Annotated in this window: 25 protein-coding genes; 7 read left to right on the top strand and 18 right to left on the bottom strand. The window is 35.8% G+C overall.

All coding sequences use genetic code 11. The features are described 5' to 3' along the window. Positions 1–2: 2 nt before the first annotated feature. The 4 genes from WH267_RS21995 to WH267_RS21980 all read right to left on the bottom strand — a co-directional run bounded on the left by WH267_RS21995 (position 3) and on the right by WH267_RS21980 (position 4,192). A complete protein-coding gene (locus WH267_RS21995) occupies positions 3–1,352 on the bottom strand; it encodes an alpha-amylase family glycosyl hydrolase (protein ID WP_340011010.1) in 1,350 nt (449 codons plus the stop codon). 354 nt (positions 1,353–1,706) lie between these two features. Next, the gene (locus tag WH267_RS21990) at positions 1,707–2,303 is read right to left on the bottom strand and encodes an IS1096 element passenger TnpR family protein (RefSeq protein ID WP_340011008.1); all 597 of its coding nucleotides are present in this window, start codon (positions 2,301–2,303) and stop codon (positions 1,707–1,709) included. 134 nt (positions 2,304–2,437) lie between these two features. Beyond that, positions 2,438–3,469 carry a sensor histidine kinase gene (locus WH267_RS21985; RefSeq protein ID WP_340011007.1) on the bottom strand — a complete coding sequence of 344 codons (1,032 nt, stop codon included), beginning with the start codon at positions 3,467–3,469 and terminating at the stop codon, positions 2,438–2,440. A gap of 48 nt (positions 3,470–3,517) precedes the next feature. Then, complete coding sequence (locus WH267_RS21980) at positions 3,518–4,192, bottom strand: response regulator transcription factor (RefSeq protein ID WP_115969519.1); 675 nt, start codon at positions 4,190–4,192, stop codon at positions 3,518–3,520. Positions 4,193–4,516: 324 nt separating this feature from the next. Here WH267_RS21980 and WH267_RS21975 point away from each other — a divergent pair, with 324 nt between their 5' ends. After that, entirely contained in the window at positions 4,517–7,306 is a 2,790-nt protein-coding gene (locus WH267_RS21975; RefSeq protein WP_340011006.1) for a TonB-dependent receptor domain-containing protein, read from the top strand. Positions 7,307–7,352: 46 nt separating this feature from the next. Then, positions 7,353–8,759 carry a hypothetical protein gene (locus WH267_RS21970; protein ID WP_340011005.1) on the top strand — a complete coding sequence of 469 codons (1,407 nt, stop codon included), beginning with the start codon at positions 7,353–7,355 and terminating at the stop codon, positions 8,757–8,759. A 398-nt stretch (positions 8,760–9,157) separates the two neighbouring features. Here the strand turns inward: WH267_RS21970 and WH267_RS21965 are convergent, their stop codons facing one another. From WH267_RS21965 to WH267_RS21950, 4 genes are all read right to left on the bottom strand, one after another. Then, positions 9,158–10,396 carry an amidohydrolase gene (locus tag WH267_RS21965; protein ID WP_340011004.1) on the bottom strand — a complete coding sequence of 413 codons (1,239 nt, stop codon included), beginning with the start codon at positions 10,394–10,396 and terminating at the stop codon, positions 9,158–9,160. A gap of 80 nt (positions 10,397–10,476) precedes the next feature. Next, a complete protein-coding gene (locus WH267_RS21960) occupies positions 10,477–11,322 on the bottom strand; it encodes a helix-turn-helix transcriptional regulator (protein WP_340011003.1) in 846 nt (281 codons plus the stop codon). A 249-nt stretch (positions 11,323–11,571) separates the two neighbouring features. Further along, positions 11,572–12,243 carry an ankyrin repeat domain-containing protein gene (locus WH267_RS21955; protein WP_340011002.1) on the bottom strand — a complete coding sequence of 224 codons (672 nt, stop codon included), beginning with the start codon at positions 12,241–12,243 and terminating at the stop codon, positions 11,572–11,574. Between the two features lie 12 nt (positions 12,244–12,255). Next, positions 12,256–13,590, bottom strand: coding sequence for an amidohydrolase (locus WH267_RS21950; RefSeq protein WP_340011001.1), 1,335 nt, complete (start codon positions 13,588–13,590; stop codon positions 12,256–12,258). A gap of 259 nt (positions 13,591–13,849) precedes the next feature. Here WH267_RS21950 and WH267_RS21945 point away from each other — a divergent pair, with 259 nt between their 5' ends. After that, positions 13,850–14,203 carry a hypothetical protein gene (locus WH267_RS21945; RefSeq protein WP_340011000.1) on the top strand — a complete coding sequence of 118 codons (354 nt, stop codon included), beginning with the start codon at positions 13,850–13,852 and terminating at the stop codon, positions 14,201–14,203. A 54-nt stretch (positions 14,204–14,257) separates the two neighbouring features. Continuing rightward, complete coding sequence (locus WH267_RS21940; RefSeq protein WP_123318208.1) at positions 14,258–14,611, top strand: hypothetical protein; 354 nt, start codon at positions 14,258–14,260, stop codon at positions 14,609–14,611. A gap of 55 nt (positions 14,612–14,666) precedes the next feature. On the opposite strand, the gene hemL is transcribed toward WH267_RS21940, so the two are convergent. The 4 genes from hemL to WH267_RS21920 form a co-directional block, all read right to left on the bottom strand. Next, positions 14,667–15,956: a glutamate-1-semialdehyde 2,1-aminomutase gene (hemL, locus tag WH267_RS21935; RefSeq protein WP_340010999.1), complete on the bottom strand. Its 1,290-nt coding sequence runs from the start codon at positions 15,954–15,956 to the stop codon at positions 14,667–14,669. A gap of 72 nt (positions 15,957–16,028) precedes the next feature. Beyond that, entirely contained in the window at positions 16,029–17,087 is a 1,059-nt protein-coding gene (locus WH267_RS21930; RefSeq protein WP_115969501.1) for a glucosaminidase domain-containing protein, read from the bottom strand. Between the two features lie 15 nt (positions 17,088–17,102). After that, positions 17,103–18,011: a 1-aminocyclopropane-1-carboxylate deaminase/D-cysteine desulfhydrase gene (locus tag WH267_RS21925; protein ID WP_340010998.1), complete on the bottom strand. Its 909-nt coding sequence runs from the start codon at positions 18,009–18,011 to the stop codon at positions 17,103–17,105. A gap of 261 nt (positions 18,012–18,272) precedes the next feature. Then, complete coding sequence (locus WH267_RS21920) at positions 18,273–18,620, bottom strand: hypothetical protein (RefSeq protein WP_340010997.1); 348 nt, start codon at positions 18,618–18,620, stop codon at positions 18,273–18,275. A 40-nt stretch (positions 18,621–18,660) separates the two neighbouring features. Here WH267_RS21920 and WH267_RS21915 point away from each other — a divergent pair, with 40 nt between their 5' ends. From WH267_RS21915 to WH267_RS21905, 3 genes are all read left to right on the top strand, one after another. Beyond that, entirely contained in the window at positions 18,661–18,843 is a 183-nt protein-coding gene (locus WH267_RS21915) for a DUF5522 domain-containing protein (protein ID WP_034745671.1), read from the top strand. A gap of 1 nt (position 18,844) precedes the next feature. Next, complete coding sequence (locus WH267_RS21910; protein WP_115969659.1) at positions 18,845–19,372, top strand: DUF4136 domain-containing protein; 528 nt, start codon at positions 18,845–18,847, stop codon at positions 19,370–19,372. Between the two features lie 335 nt (positions 19,373–19,707). Then, on the top strand, positions 19,708–21,498 hold the full coding sequence (locus WH267_RS21905; protein WP_340010994.1) for an endonuclease: 1,791 nt from the start codon (positions 19,708–19,710) through the stop codon (positions 21,496–21,498). 362 nt (positions 21,499–21,860) lie between these two features. Here the strand turns inward: WH267_RS21905 and WH267_RS21900 are convergent, their stop codons facing one another. The 6 genes from WH267_RS21900 to WH267_RS21875 all read right to left on the bottom strand — a co-directional run bounded on the left by WH267_RS21900 (position 21,861) and on the right by WH267_RS21875 (position 26,432). Then, positions 21,861–22,244, bottom strand: coding sequence for a hypothetical protein (locus tag WH267_RS21900; RefSeq protein ID WP_340010993.1), 384 nt, complete (start codon positions 22,242–22,244; stop codon positions 21,861–21,863). Further along, complete coding sequence (locus tag WH267_RS21895) at positions 22,228–22,788, bottom strand: LemA family protein (protein WP_340010991.1); 561 nt, start codon at positions 22,786–22,788, stop codon at positions 22,228–22,230. The genes WH267_RS21900 and WH267_RS21895 overlap by 17 nt, the downstream gene beginning before the upstream one ends. Beyond that, on the bottom strand, positions 22,788–23,567 hold the full coding sequence (locus WH267_RS21890) for a hypothetical protein (protein WP_123947283.1): 780 nt from the start codon (positions 23,565–23,567) through the stop codon (positions 22,788–22,790). Before WH267_RS21890 ends, WH267_RS21895 begins: the two co-directional genes overlap by 1 nt. Before the next feature lie 106 nt (positions 23,568–23,673). Next, positions 23,674–24,195: a hypothetical protein gene (locus WH267_RS21885; protein WP_148060707.1), complete on the bottom strand. Its 522-nt coding sequence runs from the start codon at positions 24,193–24,195 to the stop codon at positions 23,674–23,676. Positions 24,196–24,500: 305 nt separating this feature from the next. Then, positions 24,501–25,493, bottom strand: coding sequence for a hypothetical protein (locus tag WH267_RS21880; protein ID WP_340010988.1), 993 nt, complete (start codon positions 25,491–25,493; stop codon positions 24,501–24,503). Beyond that, positions 25,494–26,432 carry a hypothetical protein gene (locus WH267_RS21875; RefSeq protein WP_340010986.1) on the bottom strand — a complete coding sequence of 313 codons (939 nt, stop codon included), beginning with the start codon at positions 26,430–26,432 and terminating at the stop codon, positions 25,494–25,496. Positions 26,433–26,460 lie beyond the last annotated feature (28 nt).

Below are 26,460 nucleotides of genomic sequence, written 5' to 3'. Positions count from 1 at the left end.
GGTTACTTTTCAAATACGGCATAGTCTGAAACTTTAAAACTGAAGTCTTTTCCTTCATCGAAATTCCTTTTTGTTTTTTCGAATACGCTTCTGAATGTTCCTGAAATATTTCCATCTTCAATGGTAAAGTTGACAGGTTCTTTCGACATGTTTAAAACAACCAGTACTTCATCTTTTCCATTTTTTCTTACGTATGCTAATATTTTGTCATTAGCCGTTGTATTCAGGAGATAAGTGCTCACATTCGGATCTCCTCCTCTCAAAGCAGGGTTGAAAGCTTTTAAATCCAATAATGTTTTATAAAAATCAGCAACCTGATAAGTCTTAGTCCATTTAATCGGATCTTTCTCAAAAAACTCAAGTCTTTTTATATTGGGAAGTTCCTGACCTGAATATAATAACGGAACTCCGTTCCATGTAGCTGAAAATACAGCCATCGGTTTTGCAATTACTGCATATTTTTCATATTCTGTCCCGTTCCACGAATTTTCATCATGATTAGCCGTAAACCAGGCTCTCATTGAGTTATCTCCGATATTGGAATATTGCACCAATAAATCCTTCAGCTCCTGAAGCGGCTCGTTTTTTTTGTAGTAATCTGCAGATTTGTGCATCCATTTCCAGGAATAGCTTGCATCAAAAACTTTTCCATACTCAGGACTTTCCAATTCATCAAATTCTCCCAGCCAGAAAAGAGGTTTTACTTTCTCTACTTCCGGACGTGCCTGTTGCCAGAAATCTACTTCCACCCATGAAGCCAGATCGCATCTGAAACCGTCGATATCCGTTTCCGTTACCCAGAATTTCATGGCATCAATCATAGCCTGACGCATTTCCTGATTTTTATAATCCAGTTCAATGATATCATCCATTCCGGAAGCAATATGGAATTTCCCATCGGAATCTTTCAGATAAAATTCAGGGTGAGTCTTCGTCCATACATGATCCCAGCCTGTGTGATTGGCTACCCAGTCAATGATCACTTTGAATCCCAGTCTGTGCGCTTCATTCACTATAGCTTTGAAATCTTCCATTGTCCCGAATTCCGGATTGATGGAGGTGTAATCTGCTGCTGCATAAGGGCTTCCCAAGCTTCCTTTTTTATTTTGCTGAGCAATCGGGGTAATGGGCATAAACCAGAGAGTTCTTACTCCCATCGCTTTCAGTCGGGGCATTTCTTTTGCAAATGCTTTAAAAGTCCCTTCCTGAGTATATTGTCTGATATTTACTTCGTAGATATTTGTAGTATGTTTCCATTCTTTTGGCAGTTCTGTCATCTTCCCAGTATTTTTTTGAGTGGTACAGGAAACAATTCCCAGACCAATTACAGCTAATAAAATTAATTTCTTCATTAATCTATTTTTAACAAAAGTAAGGATTGTTTTTCAGGGAAAGGGGCTAAAAGGGAAAATTACGGACGTCCTTTTGAAATAATACAGATTAAAAAGCAGTTGACTTATGGTAAATTTTCCTTTATCTGAATATGATTATAGAGGTTGGGAAATAAAGCTGTCCCATTAATGGTTGAAATTTCACGCAAAGTTTTTAATCTGTTCTAAATTATTTTTAGAGAGAAGGTGAGGAATCAACTTCAAACTTTCTGTATGATCTGTAATTCTTTAAAAATGAAATGTTATAAATTTCTTTTATTTCTATAAAAAAGCCCCGGATTGTTTAATCCGGGGCAATATTTCTATGTCTACATCTTATCTTTCGTCATCGTTATCATCTTCGTCATCAAAGATGTCATCGTTGTAGTCTTCTTCCTCCTCATCATCGTAGCTGTCGTCTTCATCGGCAAAATTTCCGCCGCCTCCGAAGTCATCTTCGAAACCAAACTCATCGTCTGCCAAAGGCATTGCTGATTTCTTTCTGGAACCTCCTCCATTTCCATTTTTACTAGGAGCTTTTAATGGAACATTTCCAAATCTGTATACCGTAATCGGGTAGTTTACTCCTTTTGTCTCATCAATGATTTCTATAAGCTCACAGAAGAATTCCCAAAGATCAAGAAGCCCATACTGGAATTGTGCTTTATCCCCTTTGTTTTCAAAAGCTTCATCAATGTATACGTCTGACATAATCTCACCATCACCATCATCGCTCATATCTTCCAATGGGACACCTTTTACGATCGTTCCGTCTTCTTCTAACAGATTAAAAGTAGAAAGTTCTTCTCCCTGCAGACTGAATGCACTTTTAATTCCTAAATGTAAGTTCCATAACGTTTGTTTTCCCTTAACTTCAATATCACGGAAAATATCCTCTTTCGCATCTAATATTACGCGGATTTTGTAAACCATATCAGTTTCTTAAATTACTTTTTTGCCTTTATAATTATGATAAATCTCTGGTGCAAATATATAATAAATGACATGTGACAAAAAAATATTTCAGGATTTTTTAAAATATTTTTTTTCCTTACATTTTGACGGAATTATTTACTTTTTTCAAGCATAAAACTGAATTTCGTTCCTTCGAGGTAAACACTTTCTACAGTAATGTTTTCATTGTGAGCCTCAAGGATGTGCTTTACAATGGCAAGTCCTAATCCGGAACCACCTTCTCTTCGGCTTCGGCTGGTTTCTACACGATAGAAACGTTCGAAGATTCTTGGAAGAATTTCAGATTTGATTCCCATCCCGTTATCGATCACTTCAATAAGTACTTTATTCTTTAAAACGCTCGTTTTAACGATCACTTTTGCTTCCTGTCTGTTGGCATAGTGAATTGCATTTGATATCAGATTGATAAAGACCTGAGAAATTTTCTGTTTATCTGCTTCTACAAAAATCTGTGGATGCAGGGTCTGGATCTGTAATGTGGTATTCCGTTTTTCGGCTTCAAGGTCAAGAAGATCAAAAATCTCCTTGATCAGAAGGTTAACATCAAATTTTGAAACGGTAAGATTAATCTCCCCTGCTTCAAGCCTGTTGATCATATCAAGGTCTGTAACGATGGCAATCAGTCTTTCTACAGACTTATCAATCCTTTCAAGATATTTATCACGAATGGTCAGATTATCTACACCACCGTCTCTTAAGGTTTCCACATAGCCCTGAATGGAAAATAAAGGAGTTTTAAGTTCATGGGAAACATTACCGATATATTCTTTACGGTAGCTTTCCATTTCTTTCATCATATCTATTTCTGTGGCTCTCTGCTGATTGAGATCTGAAAATCTTTCTCCCAATTCTTTGATGGTAATATTCTCATCGTTATCATGAACCATTTCCTGTGGTAGGATTCCGGAAAGTCCTTTTACCTGTTTTCTTCCGTAATAGTTGAAAAGAAGTTCCAATACCACACAGTTGATAATAAAGATAAGAACTACACAGATTAAAAGACCCGTTTTGAATAAAGGGGTCTCATAATAGATATCTTTAAGTGAATCGAAAACGACCACCAGAAAAAGCATTACCAATGTCAGCAGACAGGAGGCAACGAGCGTAAGCCTGTAAAATTTCAATTTTACAAAGTTTTAAGGATTGAACGTAAAGATAAGGTTTTTAAAGGATTAAACGATCAGTTTATATCCAATTCCTTTTAAAGTCTGAATGGTATTGATGCCCAGTTTTTCTCTCAGTCTTCTGATGTGAACATCAATGGTTCTTTCTCCTACAATAACATCATTACCCCAAACTTTTTCAAGAATTTCTTCTCTTTTGAAAACTTTTTCAGTGTTGGAAGCCAAAAGATACAGTAGATCAAATTCTTTTTTAGGAAGAAGAAACTGCTGTCCACTTTTAGAAACTCTGAAATTATCTTTATCAATAACAAGATCACCGATCTCAATCAGCTTGGCGTTGTCAGAAACCTGCGAAGTCAATTGTAATAAAGCGTTTACTTTAGAGATAAGAATTTTCGGTTTGATCAGTTTTACAACGTAATCATTAGCGCCTGCCTGGAAGCCTGCTAACTGGGAAAACTCTTCGCTTCTTGCGGAAAGGAAAACAATAAGTGTCTTTTGGAGTTCTTTCACTTTACGAAGTTCCTGACAAGTTTCAATACCATCTTTTTCTGGCATCATTACATCCAGTAGAATAAGATCAGGAATTATTTCCTTTGCTTTTTCTATTCCCTCATTACCATTGGTAGCAGTATGGATTTCATATCCTTCCTTTTCCAGGTTGTAAGACAGAATCTCTAAAATGTCCAGTTCGTCGTCTATTAAAAGAATTTTTTTGCTCATCTTCTAGTTTAAGAATTCCCACAAAAGTAACTATTTTCATTGATTTCATCTATCCTCCCAATGTTAACTAATTATTAAAAAGCGAATATTTTCACAGCAATTAAAAAATCAATAATAAAAAGAATAAATAAATGAATTAAAATCAAATATACGAAACATTTTCTATAAAACAAATAAAATAAAACCATTAAAAAAACAAAGATCAATAACATAAACAACTTATAATTCATTAATACAAACTTCACAATTAATTAAGATTATCCTAAACTTTTCCTAAAAACTTAGCCTTTATTTTGCCCTTGAAAAAGAAGTAAAAGAAGTAAAATGAAAAAACAACTCCACAAGAGCATTATGCTACTTGCCTTGTTTTCTGCTGGCTATGCTTTTGCACAGAGCCAAATTCTTGAAGGTAGGGTATTGGATGAGAAGGACAACACTCCTATAGAAGGTGTAAAAGTAAAGGTTAATGACCAGGAAGTAGTCACAGACCTTTCCGGATACTATTCTATCAATTTATCCCCTGGTGCCAACTATATAATAACGGTGAGCTCTAACGGGTACAATAAAAAGGAGATCAGTGAAGTTATCGTAAAAAATGACGGAAACACTCATCTTGATATTGTTTTGGAAAAACCAACTGCTAAAGAGAAAGAAATTGAGGGGGTTGTCATTAAATCTAATGCAAGAAAAGAAACGATTGCCTCTACCATCGGATTACAGAAAAACGCAGGTGTAGTTTCTCAGGTTATTGGTATTGAAGCAATTAAAAGAAGTCCGGACAGAAACACCGGTGAAGTTCTGAAAAGAGTTTCAGGGGTAAGTTTATTTGATGGAAAATATATAGTCGTAAGAGGATTATCTGACCGTTATAACCAGGCCATGCTAAACGGGATTCAGCTATCCAGTACGGAACCGGACAGAAAGACTTTCTCTTTTGACCTTTTCCCTGCCAATGTTATCGAAACCCTTGTTATCAATAAAACCTTTATTCCTGAATATACCGGTGAATGGGGAGGCGGACTGATTCAGGTAAACACTAAAGACATTCCTAATAAAGACTTCTTCAATGCACAAGTGGGTGTGGGAGGTAACAACATTACCATGAACCATGAGTTCTTTATGCAGAAAGGAGGAAAATGGGACTTTGTAGGAATTGATGATGGTTACAGAAAATTACCTACCAATATGCCTGCAAAGAATGCGTTCAGTATTCTGAGTGAAGGTCAAAAAACAGATATTGGTAAAGGATTTACTAAAAATCTAGGATACAATACGATAGGTTATCCTGAAAACGTAAGTTTACAATTAGATGGAGGTTTCAATACAAAGGTTTTCGGAAAAGACTTAGGGGTTATTGCAGTTTTAAACTACAGTAACAATAAAAGAAGAACTGTAACCAACAACCGTTTCTTCACCATCAACGACGAAATTGCAAATACAAACTTCGATTACTATACTGAAAAATATACCAACGATGTTATTCTTGGCGGGATGTTGAATCTAGCGCTGAAGTTTAACAGCAACAATAAAATTACTTTAAAGAACATCATCACCAATAATGCGGTGAACCACATGTCTTTCAGATCAGGAAAAGATTTTGAATTTGATCCTATCAACGGAACCAATATCCAGGCAAGGGAAATTGGATTTAAAGAAACTATTTTCTATAATTCAACTCTTACCGGAACTCACAAAATAGATGCTCTTGGTGGTCTTACCGTAAACTGGTACGGAAGCTTCGGGATTCTGGATCAGTATATTCCTTTGCTACAGCGTTTGCAGTATAACCAATACACGAATATGGATGGAAGTCCTTACCTGGCCTTGATCTCGAATGGTCTTTCCCAGAAATCAGGAAGTGTTTTCTATTCTACATTGAGTGATTACCTGTATAATGCAGGGGGTGATGTCTCTAAATCATTTACTTTATTCGGTCAGAAGCAAACCATTAAGGGAGGATATTTATTCCAGGTAAAAGACAGAATCTATAACTCAAGGCCATTCTCTGTAAGGCTTGAAAAATACAACCAGGGATTACTTTCCCAACCTTTTGAGACGATCTTTAATTCTGAAAACTTCGGAACTGACGGTAGATTTACATTTGATGAAATTGCCGGAAACCAATACCGATATATTGCCAACACCATCCTTAACGCAGGATATCTACAGTTTGACAACAACTTTACACCTTGGTTAAGAGCTGTTTGGGGATTAAGAGTTGAAAACTTTGATCAGCTGGTAGGTAGTACCAAAAGAAGCGATGACCGTTTTGTAAATACACGTGTTACAGATTTCTTACCAGCGCTTAACTTAACTTTCAAAGTGAATCCTAAAATGAATATCCGTCTTGCCGGTTCACAGACTGTGGTAAGACCTGAGTTCAGAGAGGTTTCTCCTTTAGCTTATTATGATTTTGATCTGGGAGCTACTGTAATCGGAAGCAAGGATATTGAAAGAACTAAAATTACAAGTGCCGACCTACGTTGGGAATTCTATCCAAGAAATGGAGAGATCCTTTCCGTGGCAGCTTTCTATAAAAACTTCAAAAAACCGATTGAATTGTACTTCAACCAATCGGGGGTAGGAACAAGTAATACCTTCAACTATCTGAATGTAGACAAGGCTGATGCTTACGGAGTTGAATTGGAATTCAGAAAAAAACTGGATTTTGTAAGCACTCTTAAAGACTTCACGTTGGGTGGTAACTTCGCTTATATTAAAAACAAAGTAACAGATGAGGCTACCAGAATTGACAGACCCATGCAGGGACAGTCTCCTTACACCATCAACTTAAGTCTTCAGTATGATGCTGAGAAGTCAGGATGGTCTTCTACTGTACTATTCAACATGATCGGAAGAAGAATCCTTTATGTAGGAAACGATCAGGTTCCGCCAATCTGGGAAGCTCCGAGACCACTTTTAGACTTCCAGGTTGCTAAGAAGATCTGGAACAAAAAAGGAGAAATCAAGCTAAACGTTTCTGATATCCTGAACCGTCGTGCTAAATTCTATCATGATCTGAACAATAACAAAAAGTATGATACTACTGACGCTCTTGCCATAGATCGATTAACAGGTACCAACTTCAGTTTAACACTAGGGTACAGCTTTTAATAATTCATTCAAAATAATCTAATAAAAATAATTTAATTCTTACAATATGAAAAAGTTCGTTTTATATTCTTTAATGCTTGGTGCTTTAGTGTCAACTACTGCATGTAGAAATATAGAAGAAGATGGACCAACCATCGTTCAAAATGGAGGTAACGGAAACGGAGGAGATTCTGAAAACCTAATTCTTACAGGAAAAATCACTTCTGATCTTACTCTTAAGGCTAATAAAATTTATAAACTAAGAGGTTTAGTATATGTAACTAAGGGAGCGACTTTAACAATCGAACCTGGTACAAAAATCGTAGGTGAAGCTGATAAAAACGGAGCTTTAATCATTACGAGAGGAAGTAAAATCATGGCTAAAGGAACGGCTACCAATCCAATTATCTTTACTTCAGAAAAACCTAGTCCAAAAAGAGGTGACTGGGCAGGTCTTGTTATCTTAGGAAATGCACCTACCAATGCTACATTTAAAGGACAAAACGGTGTTGGAGAAATGGAAGGAGGTATCAATGATGCTGATGGCCTTGGACTTTACGGAGGAAATAATGCTGCTGACAACAGTGGCGTATTACAATATGTAAGAGTAGAATATGCAGGGTATGCATTCTTACCAGATAAAGAGATCAATGGGATCACATTCGGAGGGGTAGGTAACGGAACTCTTGTAGATTATGTGGAGGTTGCTTATGCTAATGATGACAGTTTCGAATGGTTCGGAGGAACGGTAAACTGTTCTCACCTTATTGCTTACAAAGGTCTTGATGATGATTTCGATACTGATAACGGCTATTCAGGAAATGTACAGTTCGGTATTGCCGTAAGGGATTCCCAGGTAGCTGACGTTTCAGGATCTAACGCATTTGAATCTGATAATGATGCTAATGGTTCTGTAACTGCACCTCAGACGTCTGCTACATTCTCTAACATGACGATTATCGGGCCAATCAACTCTGCTGCCCCTGATCAAATCAATGCTTTATTCCAAAATGCATTACAGATCAGAAGAAACTCATCTATTTCAGTATTCAACTCTGTATTTACAGGATTCCCGGTTGGTTTATTTATTGATGCCACCAAAGGAACTGCAACAGATCTTAATATTACAGGAAATAGATTATTCTTTGAAAACAATGTTTTAGCAGGAAATACAACTCCTCTGAAATTCGGACCTTCTTCTCCTACCACTTATTCAATTGAACTTCTTACAACGTGGTTTAATAATGGTGGAAATTCGATCTTAGGTTCTACAGCTGATGTAAAGCTTACTAACGCATGGGCTCCTGGCGGAACTACTCCGAACTTTGCTCCTGCTTCAGGATCTCCACTATTGGCCGGAGCTAAATTTACTAATACTAAAGTAAGTAACTGGTTCCAAAAAGTAGCTTACAAAGGCGCTGTAGCAGACCTTAGCGATACTTGGTATGCGGGATGGACAAACTTCAATTTATAAAATAATATAGTAGTTAGATTTTATTCATAAAAAGCCTTCGGAAGTTTTTCCGAAGGCTTTTTTTAACGTAATTATGTGAAAATAACGATTACAGGATTTTTCAATATTACGACATGTTCACATTTAAAATATAGACCTTATCTTTTTGTGAACATAAAATAATGTTTTTGATTAGTTTATTAATCTTCTGATCTTAGGTTTTGGCTAAAGCCAATGGAATACTTTATATTTATTTGGCTGGACTAAAGCCCCTCCCTATTGATGCTGATATCCGTGTGGATAATGGTTGTTTAGTTATGATACTTTTTACTTTTATATCAATAAAAAAACAGCCATCGGAAAATCTCCGACAGCTGATTCACAAAAAACAAGTGTATAAAAAATATATACATTATCATTTAACTTCTCCAGAACAGAGTCCCGTCATGCATCAGGGCTTCTATTTTAGACATTCTGGAAACGGCTTCTGCTGAACATGAGGCATCTGCTAAAACAACAGCTGCATTATCACCGGCTTTAGGCCACTGTTGCTTTCCTTTCTCGTCCAAAGGAAGAATACTTTGAGTAGCGAACTGTAATGCTCTTGAGAGCGCAAATTCAGTTGCATAGCCATAGAGTTCAGCAATCAGATTCGCTTTCTGTAACATACTTCCTGATCCGAAAGTACTCCAGAAATCCTGTACGTTATCATTTCCAATCAAAACATTTACTCCGTGTTTTTTCAAAGTCGGGATTGGCATTATTGTCTTTTTAAATGGTACAGAGGAAGCTATTCCCACTTTTCCGGCAGCCAGTCTTTCAGAGATCTCTTCTGCTTCTTTTGGAGATAGATGAGCCAATGCAAAAGCGTGACTTACAAAAGTTTTTCCTTGAAGCGCGGGATTTTCTATAGCTTTATCAATCAGGTAATTAATTGTCTTCATTCCGGACTCTCCTATTTCATGCAGGTGAATATCAATTCCTTTGTTGTGATCCAGTGCCAGCTGTACGGTGAAGTCCATTACTTTTTCAATGCTTCCGTCAATACTTAATGGGTCTAATCCTCCTATAAAAGCAACGCTTTCTAATTTTGCAGCTTCTTTCATCAAAGGAGCTGATTCTGTATAATACACTCCGTGTTGCGGGAAAGCTACAAGTTCTGCATTAAAAGAGTCTTTTTTATTTTGAAGTGCCTGTTCCAGATTCTCCAGTGATTTTAACCCTGAAGTAGGATCAATATTGAAGTGTGTTCTTGCAAAATGAGTTCCATAATGCTGCAACAGACTGATTAACTGTTCTGCTCTCTCTACTGAAGTTTTTAACAGTTCCGGAATGATTTCCTGTTCATAGGTTATCATATCCTTTACGCTTTTCCTTTTTGGAGATAATGCCTGCCACGGAAGACCATACCATGTTTTATCAAGGTGGATATGCATATCTCTGAAAGCAGGAAGCATCAGATATCCTTTAGCATCAATAGAATCAGAAGCAGGATCATTAGTCTTTACCGATTTAATTTTTCCGTCTTCAATTTCTATACTGAAAAGGTCTGTCTTTGTTCCGGTCACCTCATCATTTTCGTATTCAAAACCTGTTTCCAGACGTACATTTTTAAGGGAGTAGTTTCCTTTTGCAGTTAGTTGATAGGGAAATTGCATGATTTAATATTTTAACCCTACAAAATTACACCAGCTTCTGATCAAAACCGGTGTATCAATTATGTCTTGTTTTGTATAAATTATTCCTTGAACTGAGAGGGCGTCATTCCCGTCTGCACTTTAAAGAATTTTGAAAAGCTGGCATGATCATAAAAACCCAGATCATATACAATATCTTTCACAGACATTTCCGAAACTTTCAAAAGACGTTTTGCTTCCAGTAAAATACGGTCCTGAATAAGGGATGATGCGGAAGTATTGAGATTCTTTTTACAGACAATATTCAGGTAATTCGCTGAGATATTCAACTTATCGGCATAAAAGGAAACAGATCTTTCAGTTTTGAAGTGTTCATCAATCAGGTGTAAAAATTTAGAAATAATAGGGTTTGAATTATAAACTTCAAAATCCTTAAAAGCTCCTTCTACAGATTGGCTGACCAATAAACCGATCAGCTCACTTCTCTTCTGGATCAGTTCCCAAAATACCTTTTCACCATTCAGTTCTTTCTGAATTGCCTGAAATTCATACAGGAATGTTTTAAAAACATCCTGGGTAAGATTAATAACAGGATGATTCTGATAATAAGAAGCTGAAAACCTCAGTGAGGGCAAAAAGCTTTCAAACCAATCTCTGCTGATCATCAGCTGATACCCTACTGTTTCTTTTTCAATCACCCATTGATGTACCTGATCGGGAAAAACAAGATGAATCTGATAATCCTTTACCTGATGTTCTGTAAAATCTATGGTGTGCGAACCTACTCCATGCTCAAAAAGATTGATGATAAAAAAATCATGTTTATGGGGATCATCAATGGAGCGTGCTCCGTAAAGTTCATTAAACAGCAAATGGCAGCCGCTAAGCTGATCCTCACTAAACTCCTGAATTCCTAAAATGGGAAAATGATCTGTATGATAACTCACGCTACCTGAATTTCTTCTAAAATTAATAAAATTTACGGGAGAAAAAATTAAAATAGCCACAAAAGAAACAAATGGGTCTTCTGTGGCTAAAACACCAACTAAATTATATATCTGAGTTTTATTAATTTTCTTATATTGGAAATCGCAACGGCACTAAGATTTAACTAATTATACTGTATTTAAAGCGCAAAGATTTTATCTCCGATAAAATTTAATACAGTTGATTTTATAATCTGTAAATATTGCTTTTTATGATTTCAGGATCAGAGCGATTTCTTTAAACCCTAATGATTCGGCATGTTGTAAAGGCGTTTTGCCTGCATGATCGGGAATCGTGAGATTGGCTCCGTTATCTTTCAATATTTGCACAATTTCCTGATATTTCTGAGTTCCATTTCCAAGAATTACCGCTTCCATTAAAGCGGTCCACCCTAATTTGTTCACATGATTGATGGGGAAACCTTTTGTTTTAACCAATACTTTCACGGTTTCTACATGGCCACGTTCGCAGGCCGGTATCAAAGCGGTTCCGTTATAACGGTTGAACAGGTCAAAGCGTGCTCCATTTTCCAGGTATAAGGTAACCAATTCCGTCTGTCCGCTTGCTCCGGCGTATAAAAATGCACTGTCCAGCTGATCATCCTGAAGATTCACATCAGCCTTATAGGAAACCAACAATTTTGCCATTTCTGTTTGTCTCTCTAATGTTGCAATCAACAGTAAAGACCGTCCTTTTCTATCCCGTGTATTTACATCCGTTCCGTTTTCAAGAGCAGATTTTACGGCAGAAATATTATTATTCTTTACCTGACTAATTATGTCTTTTTCCTGCATGATTTCTTCGTTTGGAAAATCACTAGATTTCTCCTGACAGGCACTCAGACTTCCGAATGCTAAAAGAAATACCAATATTTTCTTCATTTTAAATCCAATTTAAAAAACTACATTTCCCTGATGTACCAAGGATTCTACATTTGAAATTCTAGATACAGCTTCTGCAGAACAACTTGCATTCAGCAGTACGAAATCTGCCTTATCTCCGGTTTTAGGCCATTGCTGAGTTCCTTTATCATCTAACGGTAGAATATTTCCTGTTGCAAGCTTTAAGCTTCTGGATAATAAAAACTCCGTTGAGTATCCGTACAGTTGAGCCATTAAATTGGCTTTCTGGAGGACGCTTCCGGTTCCGAAAGTATTCCAGTGATCTACAATACTGTCATTTCCTGTAAGTACTGTTACATTATGCTTATACAATGTCGGAATTGGCATGATCATTCTTCCGAAAGGAATAGTGGAAACGATTCCTATATTTGCTTCAGCCAATTTTTCAGCTATTTCCTCCTGCTTTTTTTCTTCTAATTTTGCCAATATAAAGCAATGGCTCAAATAGGTTTTTCCTTTTAAAGAAGGATTTTCATTTACTTTTTTAATAAGATACTCCACTGTTTTTAATCCGGAGTCTCCGGTTTCATGAAGGTGGATGTCTATTCCTTTTTTATGGTCTAAAGCCAACTGAACCGTAAAGTCTATTACTTTCTCAATATCACCATCTATGTTGAATGGATCTACTCCACCGATAAAATCAATATCCATCTTAGCAGCCTCCTCCAGATAAGGTACAGAATCTGTATAATACACTCCGTGTTGTGGGAAAGCGACTAATTCTGCTCCGAAACTTTTCTTTTTATTGTCTAAAGCTTTCTGAAGATTTTTTAAGGACTGAAGTTTTGAAGTAGGTTCAATATTCACGTGACTTCTTGCAAAAGAGGTTCCTTTTGATTGTAATAATTCAATCATTTTCTCGGCCTTGAATGTGGAGTTTTTCAGCATTTCGGGAAGCATTTTCTGCTCCAGTCCGATCATTCCTTTTACCCCACCTGTTCTTTTTCTTACCGCCTGCCATTTATCCCCATAAAAGGTTTTATCCAAATGGATGTGCATGTCTTTAAATGCAGGAAGCATCAGTAATCCTTTTGCATCGATAGCCTTTGCGTTAGGTTGGTTAGGGGCTATTTTAGAAATTTTCCCGTTTTCAACTTCTATATAAAACAGATCTGTCTTTGTGGCGGAAACCTCTTCTTCATCATATTCAAAACCAGTTTCCAAACGAACATTTTTAAGGCTCAGCTTTCCTTTTGCTGAAATATTCTTCTCATTAAAAAAAGGGGATGCTGTCATCATATTCGGTATTAAAGTTAAACCTGCCATAGCCAACGCTGAATTTCTGATAAAATCCTTACGGGACATATTATTGTCTGAAGTCTTCATTTCCAATCTATTTATGACAAAATTAAAAAGAAGTGTTCTGATCAAAGTGTATAGTTTATTACAAAATCTGTATAATTTATACTTTTTTACCATAGTAATAAAAATCTCTATAATAACACATTATTAATTATGTTCTCACCAAAATAACTTTTTATACATATGTTTTTAAACCATAAACCACACCCTTCAATACATTTCACGTAATAAAAAACGAACTTTATTTTTTTTTGTATAATTTATATTTGTAAGAAAAAAAAACATGAAAAAATTGATTAGTTTGATTTTAATAGGTATGGCACCTATTGTATTTGCTCAAATAGGTATTAATACTGATAATCCTAAAGCAACCCTGGATGTTACCTCAAAAAATGATGCTTTAGCAATTGAAGGCTTATTACCTCCAAGATTGACGCGTGCAGAACTTACAGAAAAAGGCAATACGTTATATGGAACAGAACAGGATGGTGCCATAATATACATTAATGATGCTTCCGGAGGTGATCAACAAAGCCAAAGAGAGTATATTGATGGTAAAGGACTTTATATCTTTGATGCGGAAGCTTCCAACAAAGAAGGAAGATGGATGTGCCTGTACTGTTACGCTGTTCTTTAATTAATTTATAAATAAAAAAGAGACTGGATTTTAAATTTACCTTTGAAAAAATATATGAAAAAAATCATTAGCATTCTTTCAGTATGTGCAACTTCTATTGCATTTGCCCAAACAGGGATCAACACCGAAACTCCAAAAGCAACTCTTGATGTTACTGCCAAAAAAGAAGTTTTAACCATTGATGGGTTATTACCTCCCAGATTAACACGTGCAGAACTTACAGCAAAAGGGAATACGTTATATGGAAAAGAGCAGGATGGCACCATCATCTATATTACAGATGCTTCCGGTGGAGATGAACTTAGCCAAAGAGAACATATACAAAGTAAAGGGCTTTATATTTTCGATGCCGATGAGGCAAATAAAGAAGGACGATGGATGTGTTTATTCTGCTATGGTTTTGCTTAATAAACTTATAGATATAAAAAAAATAGACTGTCTTAAAAGGCAGTCTATTTTTTTATTATAAATTAGAATATTCAAATTTTCTTACAGCTTCCAGCGTCATATCAATTTCTTTTTCTTTGATCGCATCACTGATGAAGTACGTTTCATAACCGCTTGGTGGCAGATATACTCCATTCTGAAGCATCTGATGGAAGAAGTTATTGAACAATGAATGATTAGCTTCCTGTGCCTCATCAAAGTTAGAAACTCTGTTGGTATGGAAGAATACAGACATCATTGAACCTTTTCTGTTGATCTTATGAGCAATTCCTTTTTCATTTAAAATCTTTCCGATTTCAAGATCCAAAGTTTGTGTTGTTTTGCTTAATCTGTTAAAAAATTCAGGATCATTTTTAATTAGCTGAAGTGTTTTTAATCCAGCTCTCATGGCCAATGGATTTCCACTTAATGTTCCAGCCTGATATACACCTCCCTTTGGAGCCAGATGATCCATGATTTCGTTTCTTCCGGCAAAAGCGCCTACTGGCAATCCGCCACCGATTACTTTTCCATAAGTTACCAAGTCAGCTTTTACATCAAAAAGTTCCTGCGCTCCTCCGAATGATAATCTGAAACCGGTCATTACCTCATCAAAAATCAGTAAAGCTCCGTTTTCATCACAGATTTGTCTTAAATTCTGCAGGAAATTATTTTCTGGCAATACACACCCCATATTTCCGGCAACGGGCTCAATGATTACCGCAGCAATTTCTCCCGGATTGTGACGGAATAAATCCTGAACCTGTTCAAAATCATTATAACGGGCTAATAAAGTATCTTTAGCAGTACCTTCTGTTACTCCCGGAGAATTTGGATTTCCAAAAGTAGCAGCACCGCTTCCCGCTTTGATCAGAAATGAATCTGAATGCCCATGGTAACAACCTTCAAATTTTACGATCTTATCTCTTTTGGTATATCCTCTTGCCAGTCTTACAGCACTCATACATGCTTCTGTTCCTGAAGAAACCATTCTGATCTGATCGATATTCGGAACGTTTTCAACAATGAATTTTGCAATTTCAGTTTCCAGTTCTGTAGGAGCCCCGAAAGAGAAACCTTTTTCAGCCTGGATTTTCAGTTCTTCCAATACTTCAGGATGTGTGTGTCCCAGAATAGCTGGTCCCCATGAATTGATGTAATCAATATAAGTATTATCATCGGCATCAGTAAGATAAGCACCTTTTGCCGATTTCATGAATACAGGAACTCCTCCCACTGATTTAAATGCTCTTACCGGAGAGTTTACCCCTCCCGGAATGTATTTGTAGGCTTCATCAAACAAAGCCGAACTTCTTTGATACTTCATATATATTTGTCGTTGGTTGACAGTTGCTGGTTGGCATAAATGTCAACAATAAACTCTCAACAAAAAATTAAATTAGTTTCTTGGTTTTTTATCAATCAGATAAATCAGCTGTCCTGCAGATGGCTGTTGTCCTTCATCCATTCTGTTTTTAGCATATAATTTATGTAATTTGATTCCGAATTTCTGAGCGATATCATGCATATCCTCTCCAGAGATAGCTTTGTAAGTCGCTGTATTTCCTGATGAGTTTTTAGACTCCAAAAAGACAATATCATTTTTCTTCAAGGTTTCATTGTCCAGTTCATTCCACTTCATCAGACGGCTTTCACTGACCTTGAATTTATTGGCAATGAATCTAATATCGGTATCTTCAGGAATTACAATATATTTCAACCCGTCATTCGGGTGACTTTTGATGAGAATAGAGTTTAGAATCTCAGCTTTTGTCTTGATTCTTTCCACTCTTTTTTGCTGTTGTGCGTAAGAAGTCTGCTTATAAGGAACTTCAACAGTCACCGGTTCTTTGGCTTTCTTTGTAGCTTTTGAAGGCTCCAATTGTGCCATGAAAGTTCTGTCATCTTTCAGATCCGGGTACATTTTAAGAACAGCATACAACACTTCATTAGAATTGGTGTTGTCATATTCGTATAACTTATACTTTTCAATTTTAGTGATCAAGATGGAAGCATAACGGGGATTGGTTGCATATCCTGCTTTTTTTAATCCTGTAGCCCATGCCCTGTAATCTTTCATATCAAGCTTGAAAAGATTGGCGTAGTATTTTCTGGTGGACAAAAATATAGAATGATCTTCGTAAGACTGTCTTGGATCGTCATATACCCGGAAGCATTCATTGGGAGCATCGTCCGTGTGTTTCATCGTTTTACCGGTCCAGTCTTCTTTACATTTTATTCCGAAGTGATTTTTACCTTCCTGTGCCAATCTGCTCTGTCCGCCTCCTGTTTCAAGAAGTCCCTGAGCAAGAGTAATAGAAGCCGGAATTTTATATTTTTCCATTTCCTCTACTGCATATTTAGCAAATTTCTGAATGTACTGATCTTCGGTTGCCCAGCTTTGGGCAGAAAATTTTGATAAAACTAAAAGGCTTATGGATAGGAAAAGTCTTTTCATGTTTTTCAATTTTACTTATATAATTAAATTTCTATTCTGTTTTTCTAAAAGCAGATTAGCTCCCTCAATCCCCTGTAATCCACCAGTATGAAAGCACAATATTCTGCTGTCTTCAGGAAAATACTCTTCTTCTATCAGTTCAAAAACTCTCTGCATCATCTTTCCTGTATAAATCGGTTCCAGAGGAATATCGTATTTCTCTTTGAAATCATTGATAAAACGGATATTTTCATCACTTATTTTACCATAACCTCCAAAACATGAATCTATTAGATCAAAATTATGTTTCAAAGTTAATTCAAATATTTTATTTTCAAGTGAAGCATCATCAACAACGTTACATCCTATAACTTTCTGATTGTCTTCACAGAATTTTGAAATTCCGGCAATGGTTCCTCCTGTTCCAACTGCGGTGCAAAGATAGTCAAAATCTTTGGTTTGCTCATTGAGCATCATTTTCACCCCTTCTACAGCCTCTTTATTGGTTCCTCCCTCCGGAACTACTAAGGCCTCCGGAAACTCCTGTTGCAGGAATTCTGTAAGTTTTTCTTTGTGACGATATTCTTCACGGGTGACAAATTTCAGGTTCATGCCGTTTCTTTTGGCAAAAAGTAAAGTGGGATTATCCCTCCATTTGTGCTGTAATTCTTCTCCTCTGATGATTCCCAACGTGGGAATTCCCGCAAGGTTTCCAACTGCAGAAACAGCAGCAATATGATTGGAAAAAGCGCCTCCAAATGTAATGATATAAGGCTTTTCAGGATTGCTTTCCAGATAACGATTGACATTATAAAACAGCTTCCAGTATTTATTACCTGAAATCTGAGGATGAATAAGGTCTTCTCTCTTAATGAAGAGTTTTACATTTCTATGAATCGGGATTTCCTGAATAGGAATAGGTTCTGTAGGGAATTGTAATAGCATTTTAGTTTTTTGGACTACTCATGGTTTATAGAATACAAAAATAATAAAAGATTAATTATTGAGCTTTTGTGGTGTTGCTATTATTCTTTGCTGTTTTTTTTAACTACAGATGACACGGATTTTCACAGATGGCTGGGTTGTAATGGTGTGCAAAATGTTTGTGTTATTTGTACAATTGTTTGAGATGTTTGTGTTTAAATTTTCAGGTTTTGGCTGAAGCCCGCCCCTATTGATGTTGATATCCGAATGCATAATTATTGTTTAACGACAAGATCTTTTATCTTTTAAATATTTCCTGAAATTCCAGAATTTTCTTTTCTGTAAATAATTCAGGTTGCTTTCATTCGCGTAGGCTTCTCTTTCAAATGAGATTCTCATATAAGCTTTATAGCCGTTTTTGAGTTTGAAAAACCAGTAATAATATTCGATGACGTAAAAGATATAGAAAAATATGACCAGCATCTCCAGCTGTTGCCGTAAATGGATCTTTTCGTGATTAATAAGTGTATTATTTTCCTTATCTTCGGGTTTCCTAATGAAGATAAAGGGAAAAAGAGCAATGCCGTTAATTTTTAATTTTTTTAATGGCTTTTGGCATACAATTATCATACTAACAAATATAAAAAGTTTTTTGACTTACATTTAACTTATGGCCCATTATGACATCAAAGAAGGTGAAGACTTTTATTATAATGAACAGGGATACAAGGTTTTTACAGAAAAATTCCATCTGAAAAGAGGTCATTGCTGTAAAAGCGGCTGCAGACACTGTCCTTACGGGTACGATAAAAAGACTGATACATTCATTAAAAATGATAAAAAAAATAAATAAAATGAAAAAATATATTTTTATTTTGTTGGCATCTGCTACATTAGGTTTAACTTCCTGTAGCCCGTTTCAGGTACGTTCAGATTATGCTGAAACCGCCAATTTCAATTCTTACAAAACGTATAAAATAAGAATTGATGATCTAAAACTGAATGATATTGATAAAGACAGAGTTCTGAATGAGCTTTCAAGACAGCTTCAAACCAAAGGACTTCAATCGGGAGAAAATCCAGATCTCATTATCAACGTAAAAGCAAACCATAAAAAAATCACTGATGTGAATTCTTCTTCTCCTTACGGAATGTGGGGATGGGGCGGACCTTTCGGATGGGGTGTTGGAATGAACAGAACATGGACAAGCAATTATAATGAAGGTGCCATTATTGTAGACCTTATTGATTCAAAATCCAATAAACTGGTTTGGCAGGGTATCGGAAGCGGAATTTCTGTAGATTCACCAAAATCTAAACAGAGACAGATTCCTGAAATCATGGCTGAGATTATGAAAAATTATCCACCACAGAGAAAATAAGATTTTTAGCTATTATTATATATGCCGGTACTTTTGTGCCGGCTTTTTTGCTTTAATTAAACATAGATTTTCATGGATAAGAATATTATTTTAATTCCGAGCACAGGAGATGGATATTACATTTTCAGAGATGAGGTTTAAGGTCATTTCTTACCTTTTCTAATTAGGCTTATGAATAACTAAGTTTAGATTCTTATAGAATGACAAAGACCGGGAATCTATTGATTTTTTAATGATATTTATAGGTGAAAGCTGAATGCGGTACATTTCAAAATTAACGATAATGTAATTTTTTATTCATGAAAATGTAGTAATCTTGTTGGAAATTAATTAATATGAAAAAAATTATCTTATTCACTTTATTCTCGGGACTTGCGTATGCACAGGCTCCTGCAGGATACTATAATTCGGCCAACGGACTGAACGGTGCCGCACTTAAAACTGCTTTGAGCAGCATTATCACCAGCGGACATCAGGATAAAGGCTACAACGGATTATGGACTGCCTATAAAACTACTGATATTGACAAAGATTACGAAAATGACGGATCTATCCTTGATATTTATTCGGAAAGACCTGTAGGTACTGATCCTTATAAATATACTCCGGGTTCTAACCAGTGCGGAACTTATTCTACAGAAGGGAACTGCTACAACAGAGAACATGTTGTTCCTCAAAGTTTATTTAATCAGGCTTCTCCAATGGTTGCTGACATTCACTTCATCAGAGCTACAGATGGTAAAGTAAATGGTATGAGAAGCAATTATCCGTTTGGTAAGGTTGGAAGTACAACTTTTACGTCTATGAACGGATCAAAACTGGGTAATTCTGCTTCTTCTGGATATTCAGGGACGGTTTTTGAGCCGATTGATGAATTCAAAGGGGATGTAGCCCGTATGATCTTTTATTTTGTAACGCGTTATCAGAGTAAACTTTCTTCTTTTTCTTCAGGAAATATGTTGGGAAGTTCTGCATTTCCAGGGCTTCAGTCATGGGAGCTGAATGTTCTTCTGGCATGGCATAATCAGGATCCGGTTTCTCAGGCTGAGATCAAAAGAAATAATGCATCTTATTCTTATCAGGGGAACAGAAATCCTTTTATTGATAATCCAGGCTATGTGAATCTTATCTGGGGTTCTCAGCAGCCTACAACTGATACTCAGGCTCCGACAGCTGCTACAGGTTTAGCTGTTTCTGCAAAGACATCCAACAGTATTTCTCTTACATGGAATGCTGCTACGGATAATGTGGGCGTTTCTTCTTACAATGTTTACATGAACGGAAGTCTGAAAACAACAATAAGTTCAACTTCTACTACAATTTCAGGATTAAACCCTTCAACAGCTTACAGTTTCTATGTTGTAGCCAAGGATGCTGCAGGAAATTCATCTTCCAACAGCTCTACAGTTTCCGGAACAACCAATACGGGAACGTCTACTCCATCTACGGATTGCGCCAATGAAAATTTTGAATCAATTCCTGCGGCAAGTTCTACCTATTCTAACAAAACATGGAGCAATGGTGGTATTTCCTGGACCGCTACAGATTCAAGAACTGATCAGACAATCAATAATAAAGCTATAACTGTAAGAAGCGGATCATTAACATCCGGAAGCTCAGCGAATGGTATTGGATCTTTAACTGTTACTACACAACTGAAATTCTCCGGAAGCAATGGCGTGCTTGATGTAAAAGTAAACGGAACAACGGTAGGAACAGCTCCTTACAGTACTTCAGCTACGACAACAACCATCAGCAATATTAATATTTCAGGAAATGTAACGGTAAGCCTTATGAATAGTTCTACCAGCAACAGAGTGGCTATTGATGATCTGAAATGGACTTGTTATTCAGGGTCTTCTGCCAGGCAAGCCCAAAATATTGCAGCAGAGACCTCAGCATCGAGTTTTAAAATCACCCCTAACCCGGTAACCAATCAGGAGATTGCTGTAAAAGGTGATGTTCAGAATGTTAAAAAGGCAGAGATCTATACCCTGCAGGGGAAAGTTCTTCAGACCATTGACAGACCTTTCAGAAATGGAAATGTAATTAGAACGGGAAACCTTAATCAGGGAGTTTATATTTTAAAACTGGATGGTGCTTCGATGCAGTTTATAGTAAAATAATTCAAGTATATTTATTATAGAAATGGCTGGTCTTCTTGTGAGACCGGCCATTTTTTTGATGTAAATGTTTTATTTTCTAATGCTTTGTTTTGAGAATGGAGAATCGTAATCAGTAAGCAAACAGCCTATCTTTATTAACGCAAATTTTTTATTATCACACTGGATATTTTAAGGGAGCAAAAGATGGAATCAGGTTCATTGATTCTTATTAAGCGAGTGCATATCCATAAAGGCTATATGTAATGCAAGACTCTGCAATAAATTTATCATTCAAATATCATTGCTGCTCTGTTCTCACGAATTAATATGTTTATCAGACTTCAGAAACTCCCATCCTCCGGCTTCCCTCTTCCTTACCACTCTTACCTCCTGCTCTTGTCTTTTTCTTCAATCAATTTAGACCAATCGGCAAACATTTTAGTGATGGTATTTTCATTAATCAGACTGAAAAAGAACATTCCGGCAAAAACGGTTAACCAGCAATACATCAATTTAATTCCATTTTTATCTGTAATGAAATAAAGGACAAAAATGGTAAGTATTCCCAATAAAAATGTAAACATCATTGTGTACAATAGTACATTGATGATATACATATTGAATTTAAGTTTTCTAAAAATCCAGCCTACTAAAGCAATGGGAAGCATCAGCAATATCGGGATAAGAAGTGCCGCAAAAATCAGCATTTCGGGGTGAGCTGTAAGGTCTTTTTCAAGACCGAAAAAGGTATTAAAACTGAACTCCATGGTATTCTTTTTCCTGATCGGTTACTGCTAAAAGGGTTTTATCTTTATACCCTAACATTTTTGCCAGTATTACATTCGGGAATTCATGGATTCCGATGTTGTAAAGGTTCACACTGTCATTGAAAAATTCTCTTCTGTCTGAGATCTTGTTTTCCAATTCGAAAATCCGCTTCTGAAGTTCCAGAAAATTATTATTGGATTTCAGTTCCGGATAGTTTTCTGATACAGCAAAGAATGAATTTAGAGCCTTGGAAGTTTCATTAGCCACTTCTGTTTTCTTATCTGAATCGGTGGTGCTATTGTAAACAGTTCTCAATTCGGTAAGTCTGGTAAGCAGATCTTTTTCATAATTCATAAAGCCTTTGGCTACGTTGACGAGATTGGGAATTTCACCTGCTCTCTGCTTCAGAACAACATCGATATTGCTGTATGCTTTATCTACATTGAATCTGAGCAATACCAGTTTATTATACAGATTAATCAAAAAGCTTAGGACTGCTACAGTCAGCAGTACGAGTAATATGATAGCTACAGTCTGGTTCATTATTGTATAAGGATATAAATGATAATTAATAAAATAATTGAGCACGTGAAAAGAAATGACCTCAACAACGGCTGGTATTTGTTCCACACTGTGATTCCTGATGATGAGGTGATTCCAAGAACTTTATAATGTTCATCTTTTCTGATGAATGGAACTCCATTTTTTGAATCAGCATACCCTACCAGCAGCATTTTCTGACCGTGTTTTAAGAGGGTTTCTTTATATCTTTTGTTGTAGGTACTGCTTATATTGGTTTCTCCCAGTAAGACCAGTTCAATTCCTTCCGGTTGTATTTCTATTGTTCCTGTCTCATCTTTGATTTGAAAGAGATTACATTGAGTTTCTCTATGCACAGTGGTATATGTATTTTTACCATCCGAGTCTTTGTCTACGTCTTCAATGGTGTAATAATATCCGATACATTCTTCATTATTTACCGGAGAACGCAATGGAGCTTGCATCATCAGGGTTCCTTCTACTTCCACCAAACCTTTTGCCAGGGATTGTATTTTAGAGGTGGGAAGTGATGCCTGTAATCTTAAAAACCGTTTGGAAGCAGAAGGTTTCAGAATGGTAAAAAATATCAGGATAAAGATCACCAGGGGTATACAATACAAAACACGACCTGCATACTCATCATAGTGGGTATTAATATCTGAAAGGTATTCATGAAACGGCATTTTTTCCTTAAAGATCAGCCATAAGATATAATAGAGAAAGCAGAACAGAATTATTCCCAGAACGGAATAGCTTGCTGGTGACATTTTCTTATTCTCCATAGATATTTTTAAGTTTGAATCCTATTTTGGGTTAGTTTTATTCCAAAAATACATTTTATTTCAAAATAACACTATGTTTTATTCTATTCATTGATGTTTCTAAGCATCAATATTTCAACCACATCAGCAATATACATACTCCATTGAGGATCCATATCACAAGAGCTCCGTATAGGGAGATACTCACCCTTTTTTTAAAAGCTTCATTTCGAAGATAGGTAGTGAGCAAACATGCAAAAAAGGCTGTCAGTCCTGTGAAAACACTTCCAAAAGCCATCATGATCCAATTGAGTTCAATCCTGTTGGCTTTTTCACTGACTTCAGTATCCGTAATTTTCAGAGTCTGTCCTATTGCAGGGGGATTGTTATCTGTAAGATCCAGTGCTTTTATGACTTCTTTCCCATTGACATTGATATATTTCACTTCCGGAAAATATATCTGTTTGTTATAATATCCTGAAGTAGAAAAATTACGGGTTGCAATGGTTTCTTTTTTATAGCCAATGACTACAGCTTCGTACTGTTTCTCTGAAATGCCCCTGTACGCTTTCTCCCAAAAGAAACTATAGGACAGAACCAACGTTAAGGAATTAACAGTAATGATCAGCAGGCTTATAAAAAACAACATAAATCCTTTTTCTATAAACCCAATTTTCCCTTTTACTGCACTTTTGCTTTTTAGAATTTTATTAAAAATCCTATATGCAATATAAAGGGAAAACAAGCATACGGCTGAAAAGAAGTATCCTAAAAAGGTCATATTTTATATTGATATAAAGATCAGAGATGTTTAATTAATCCCTAGTATTTAGCAAGTCCTCATGTTTATAAATGACAGCAATTTCGTTGTAATGAATTCTTTCTTTTATTTCAGTTCAAGCATATTGTTTCAAAGACTAAACCAGAGATTTATTCCTGTTTTTAACGGGCAGACTAATATACTTTAAATTCAGTTTCGCCCTGAGGGATATAGAATAAATGTTTAAGCTCAAGAAATCCTTTCCCATAGCCCGATTTCAAGTGACAAACCAAAGCATTTCCTCCTCTTGTATTTGGATTTGAACCGTCTGCATAGAGTGCTACAAGCTTACCATTACCAAAAAATCTCATCTCATACTTTTCTATTGGCAAAATTTCCATATCACTATTAAACAGAATTTCTTTAGCTTCTTCCCACGTTGCCTTTACTTTTTGAGGAGAAGCGTATTCTGTTACCATTTGATTTTTAAGTTTATCATACAGCAGTCTTGCCACCTTATCTTTATCTTTACTTTGATAGATATTGCGTATTTTGTTATATTCTTTCACTAATTTCTCTTCAAGGCTCTTTTTATCTATTTTTCTAAGATCCTGAGCATTTTCAAATGGAGACTGTAAGTCATATGGAACTTCTACATTAACGTCAAAACTACCTTCGTAATATGTTTTTCCAGCCCCTGAAAATTTGAATTTAGAATAGTTTTCTGCTATTTTTTCTTCTATTTGAGGAAGCGTGAATTTTGAATACTCTACATCATCCGCATTTTTATTTTTTTGATCATAGGACAATAATGTGAGTTGCAATTCTGTATTATCCTTTAATTCTGTTCCCTCTGAAGGCAATAGTTTATATGACACCTTTTGTTTGCCGCTTTTAAAAATCAAATCATTAATCAAAAATGCGGATCCGTTTTGTGAACTTTGATAGTCTTTAAATGATGGAATATCATTAATAGATATTTCAAAATAGCACATACTGTTATTATACCTGTATTTATATTGTTTTTCAACAGGATAATGTTTTACCTGCTTTGCTATTTCTGCTACAATATTATCTGCTGTAATGTCTGGATTTTGATTGATAATATCTTCTTTCTTTTGGGAACAGGATAGAAAACCTATTCCCAATAAAAGAAGTAGTATATATTTTTTGTTGAAAAATTTCACTTAGTAAACTTTAAATTCAGTTTCGCCCTGAGGGATATAAAAATATCTGTTCAGGAAAAAACCTCTTGTCCCTCCATCATAATTTACCTTGGCCCACAGTGCTGTATTTCCTCTCAACTGATTGTCGCTAGTATCAAGCATTAATGCAGCCAATTTACCATCAGCAAAAAATTCTAATTTATACTTTTCAATAGGCTGCATTTGAAACGAACTATTCTTATAGATATCATTGAACATGGTTGAAATATTCTTATTAATCACTTCCTTTGAATCATAAGTAGAAACATATAAATCATGCAGTGTATTATATTCTAATCGTGCAATATTATCTAATTCTTTATTTTGATAGATATTCCAAACTTCCTTGTACTTTTTCAGTAATTTTTCTTGCAACTCTTTTTTATCAACCTTTCGTAAGTCCTGTGCTTTTTCAAAAGCTGAATGAGAGGTATAAGGCACATCTATATTAATTTCAAAACTACCTTCGTAAAAAGTTTTTCCTGATCCTGCAAATTTGTCTTTAAAATATCCGGGCGATAGCTCTTGTGAAGTCTGTGAAGCTTTATGAGTGGTATATTCTACATCCTGTGCATTTGCATTCTTTTTATCATAAGAGGTCAAATCAAATTCTAATGTGGTACCATCTACTAAAGTATTAAACACCTCTTCATATTCTTTAGATTTACCCAGCGGATACATTTTATAGGAAACGGTATGTTTCCCACTTTTAAAAATAACATTATTGATTTCGACAGCCGTATTTCCAAGCGCCTTATTAAAAGCCTTATTGAGCTTGATTCCGTCAACATACATATCAAAATAACATTTATCATTTGAATATCCCAGATTATATATTTTTTCTGAAGGATAATGTTTTACCTGCTTTACAATTTCTTCTACAATGTTGTCTGCTGTAATGTCTGGATTTTGATTTAACATAGTTTGTTGTTTTTGTGAGCAACTTAGT

The organism is Chryseobacterium sp. MYb328, assembly GCF_037572595.1.
GTDB lineage: Bacteria > Bacteroidota > Bacteroidia > Flavobacteriales > Weeksellaceae > Chryseobacterium > Chryseobacterium pennae.
Note: the sequence above shows the minus strand (reverse complement) of the source record. Positions and strands in the feature narration are given on the sequence as shown.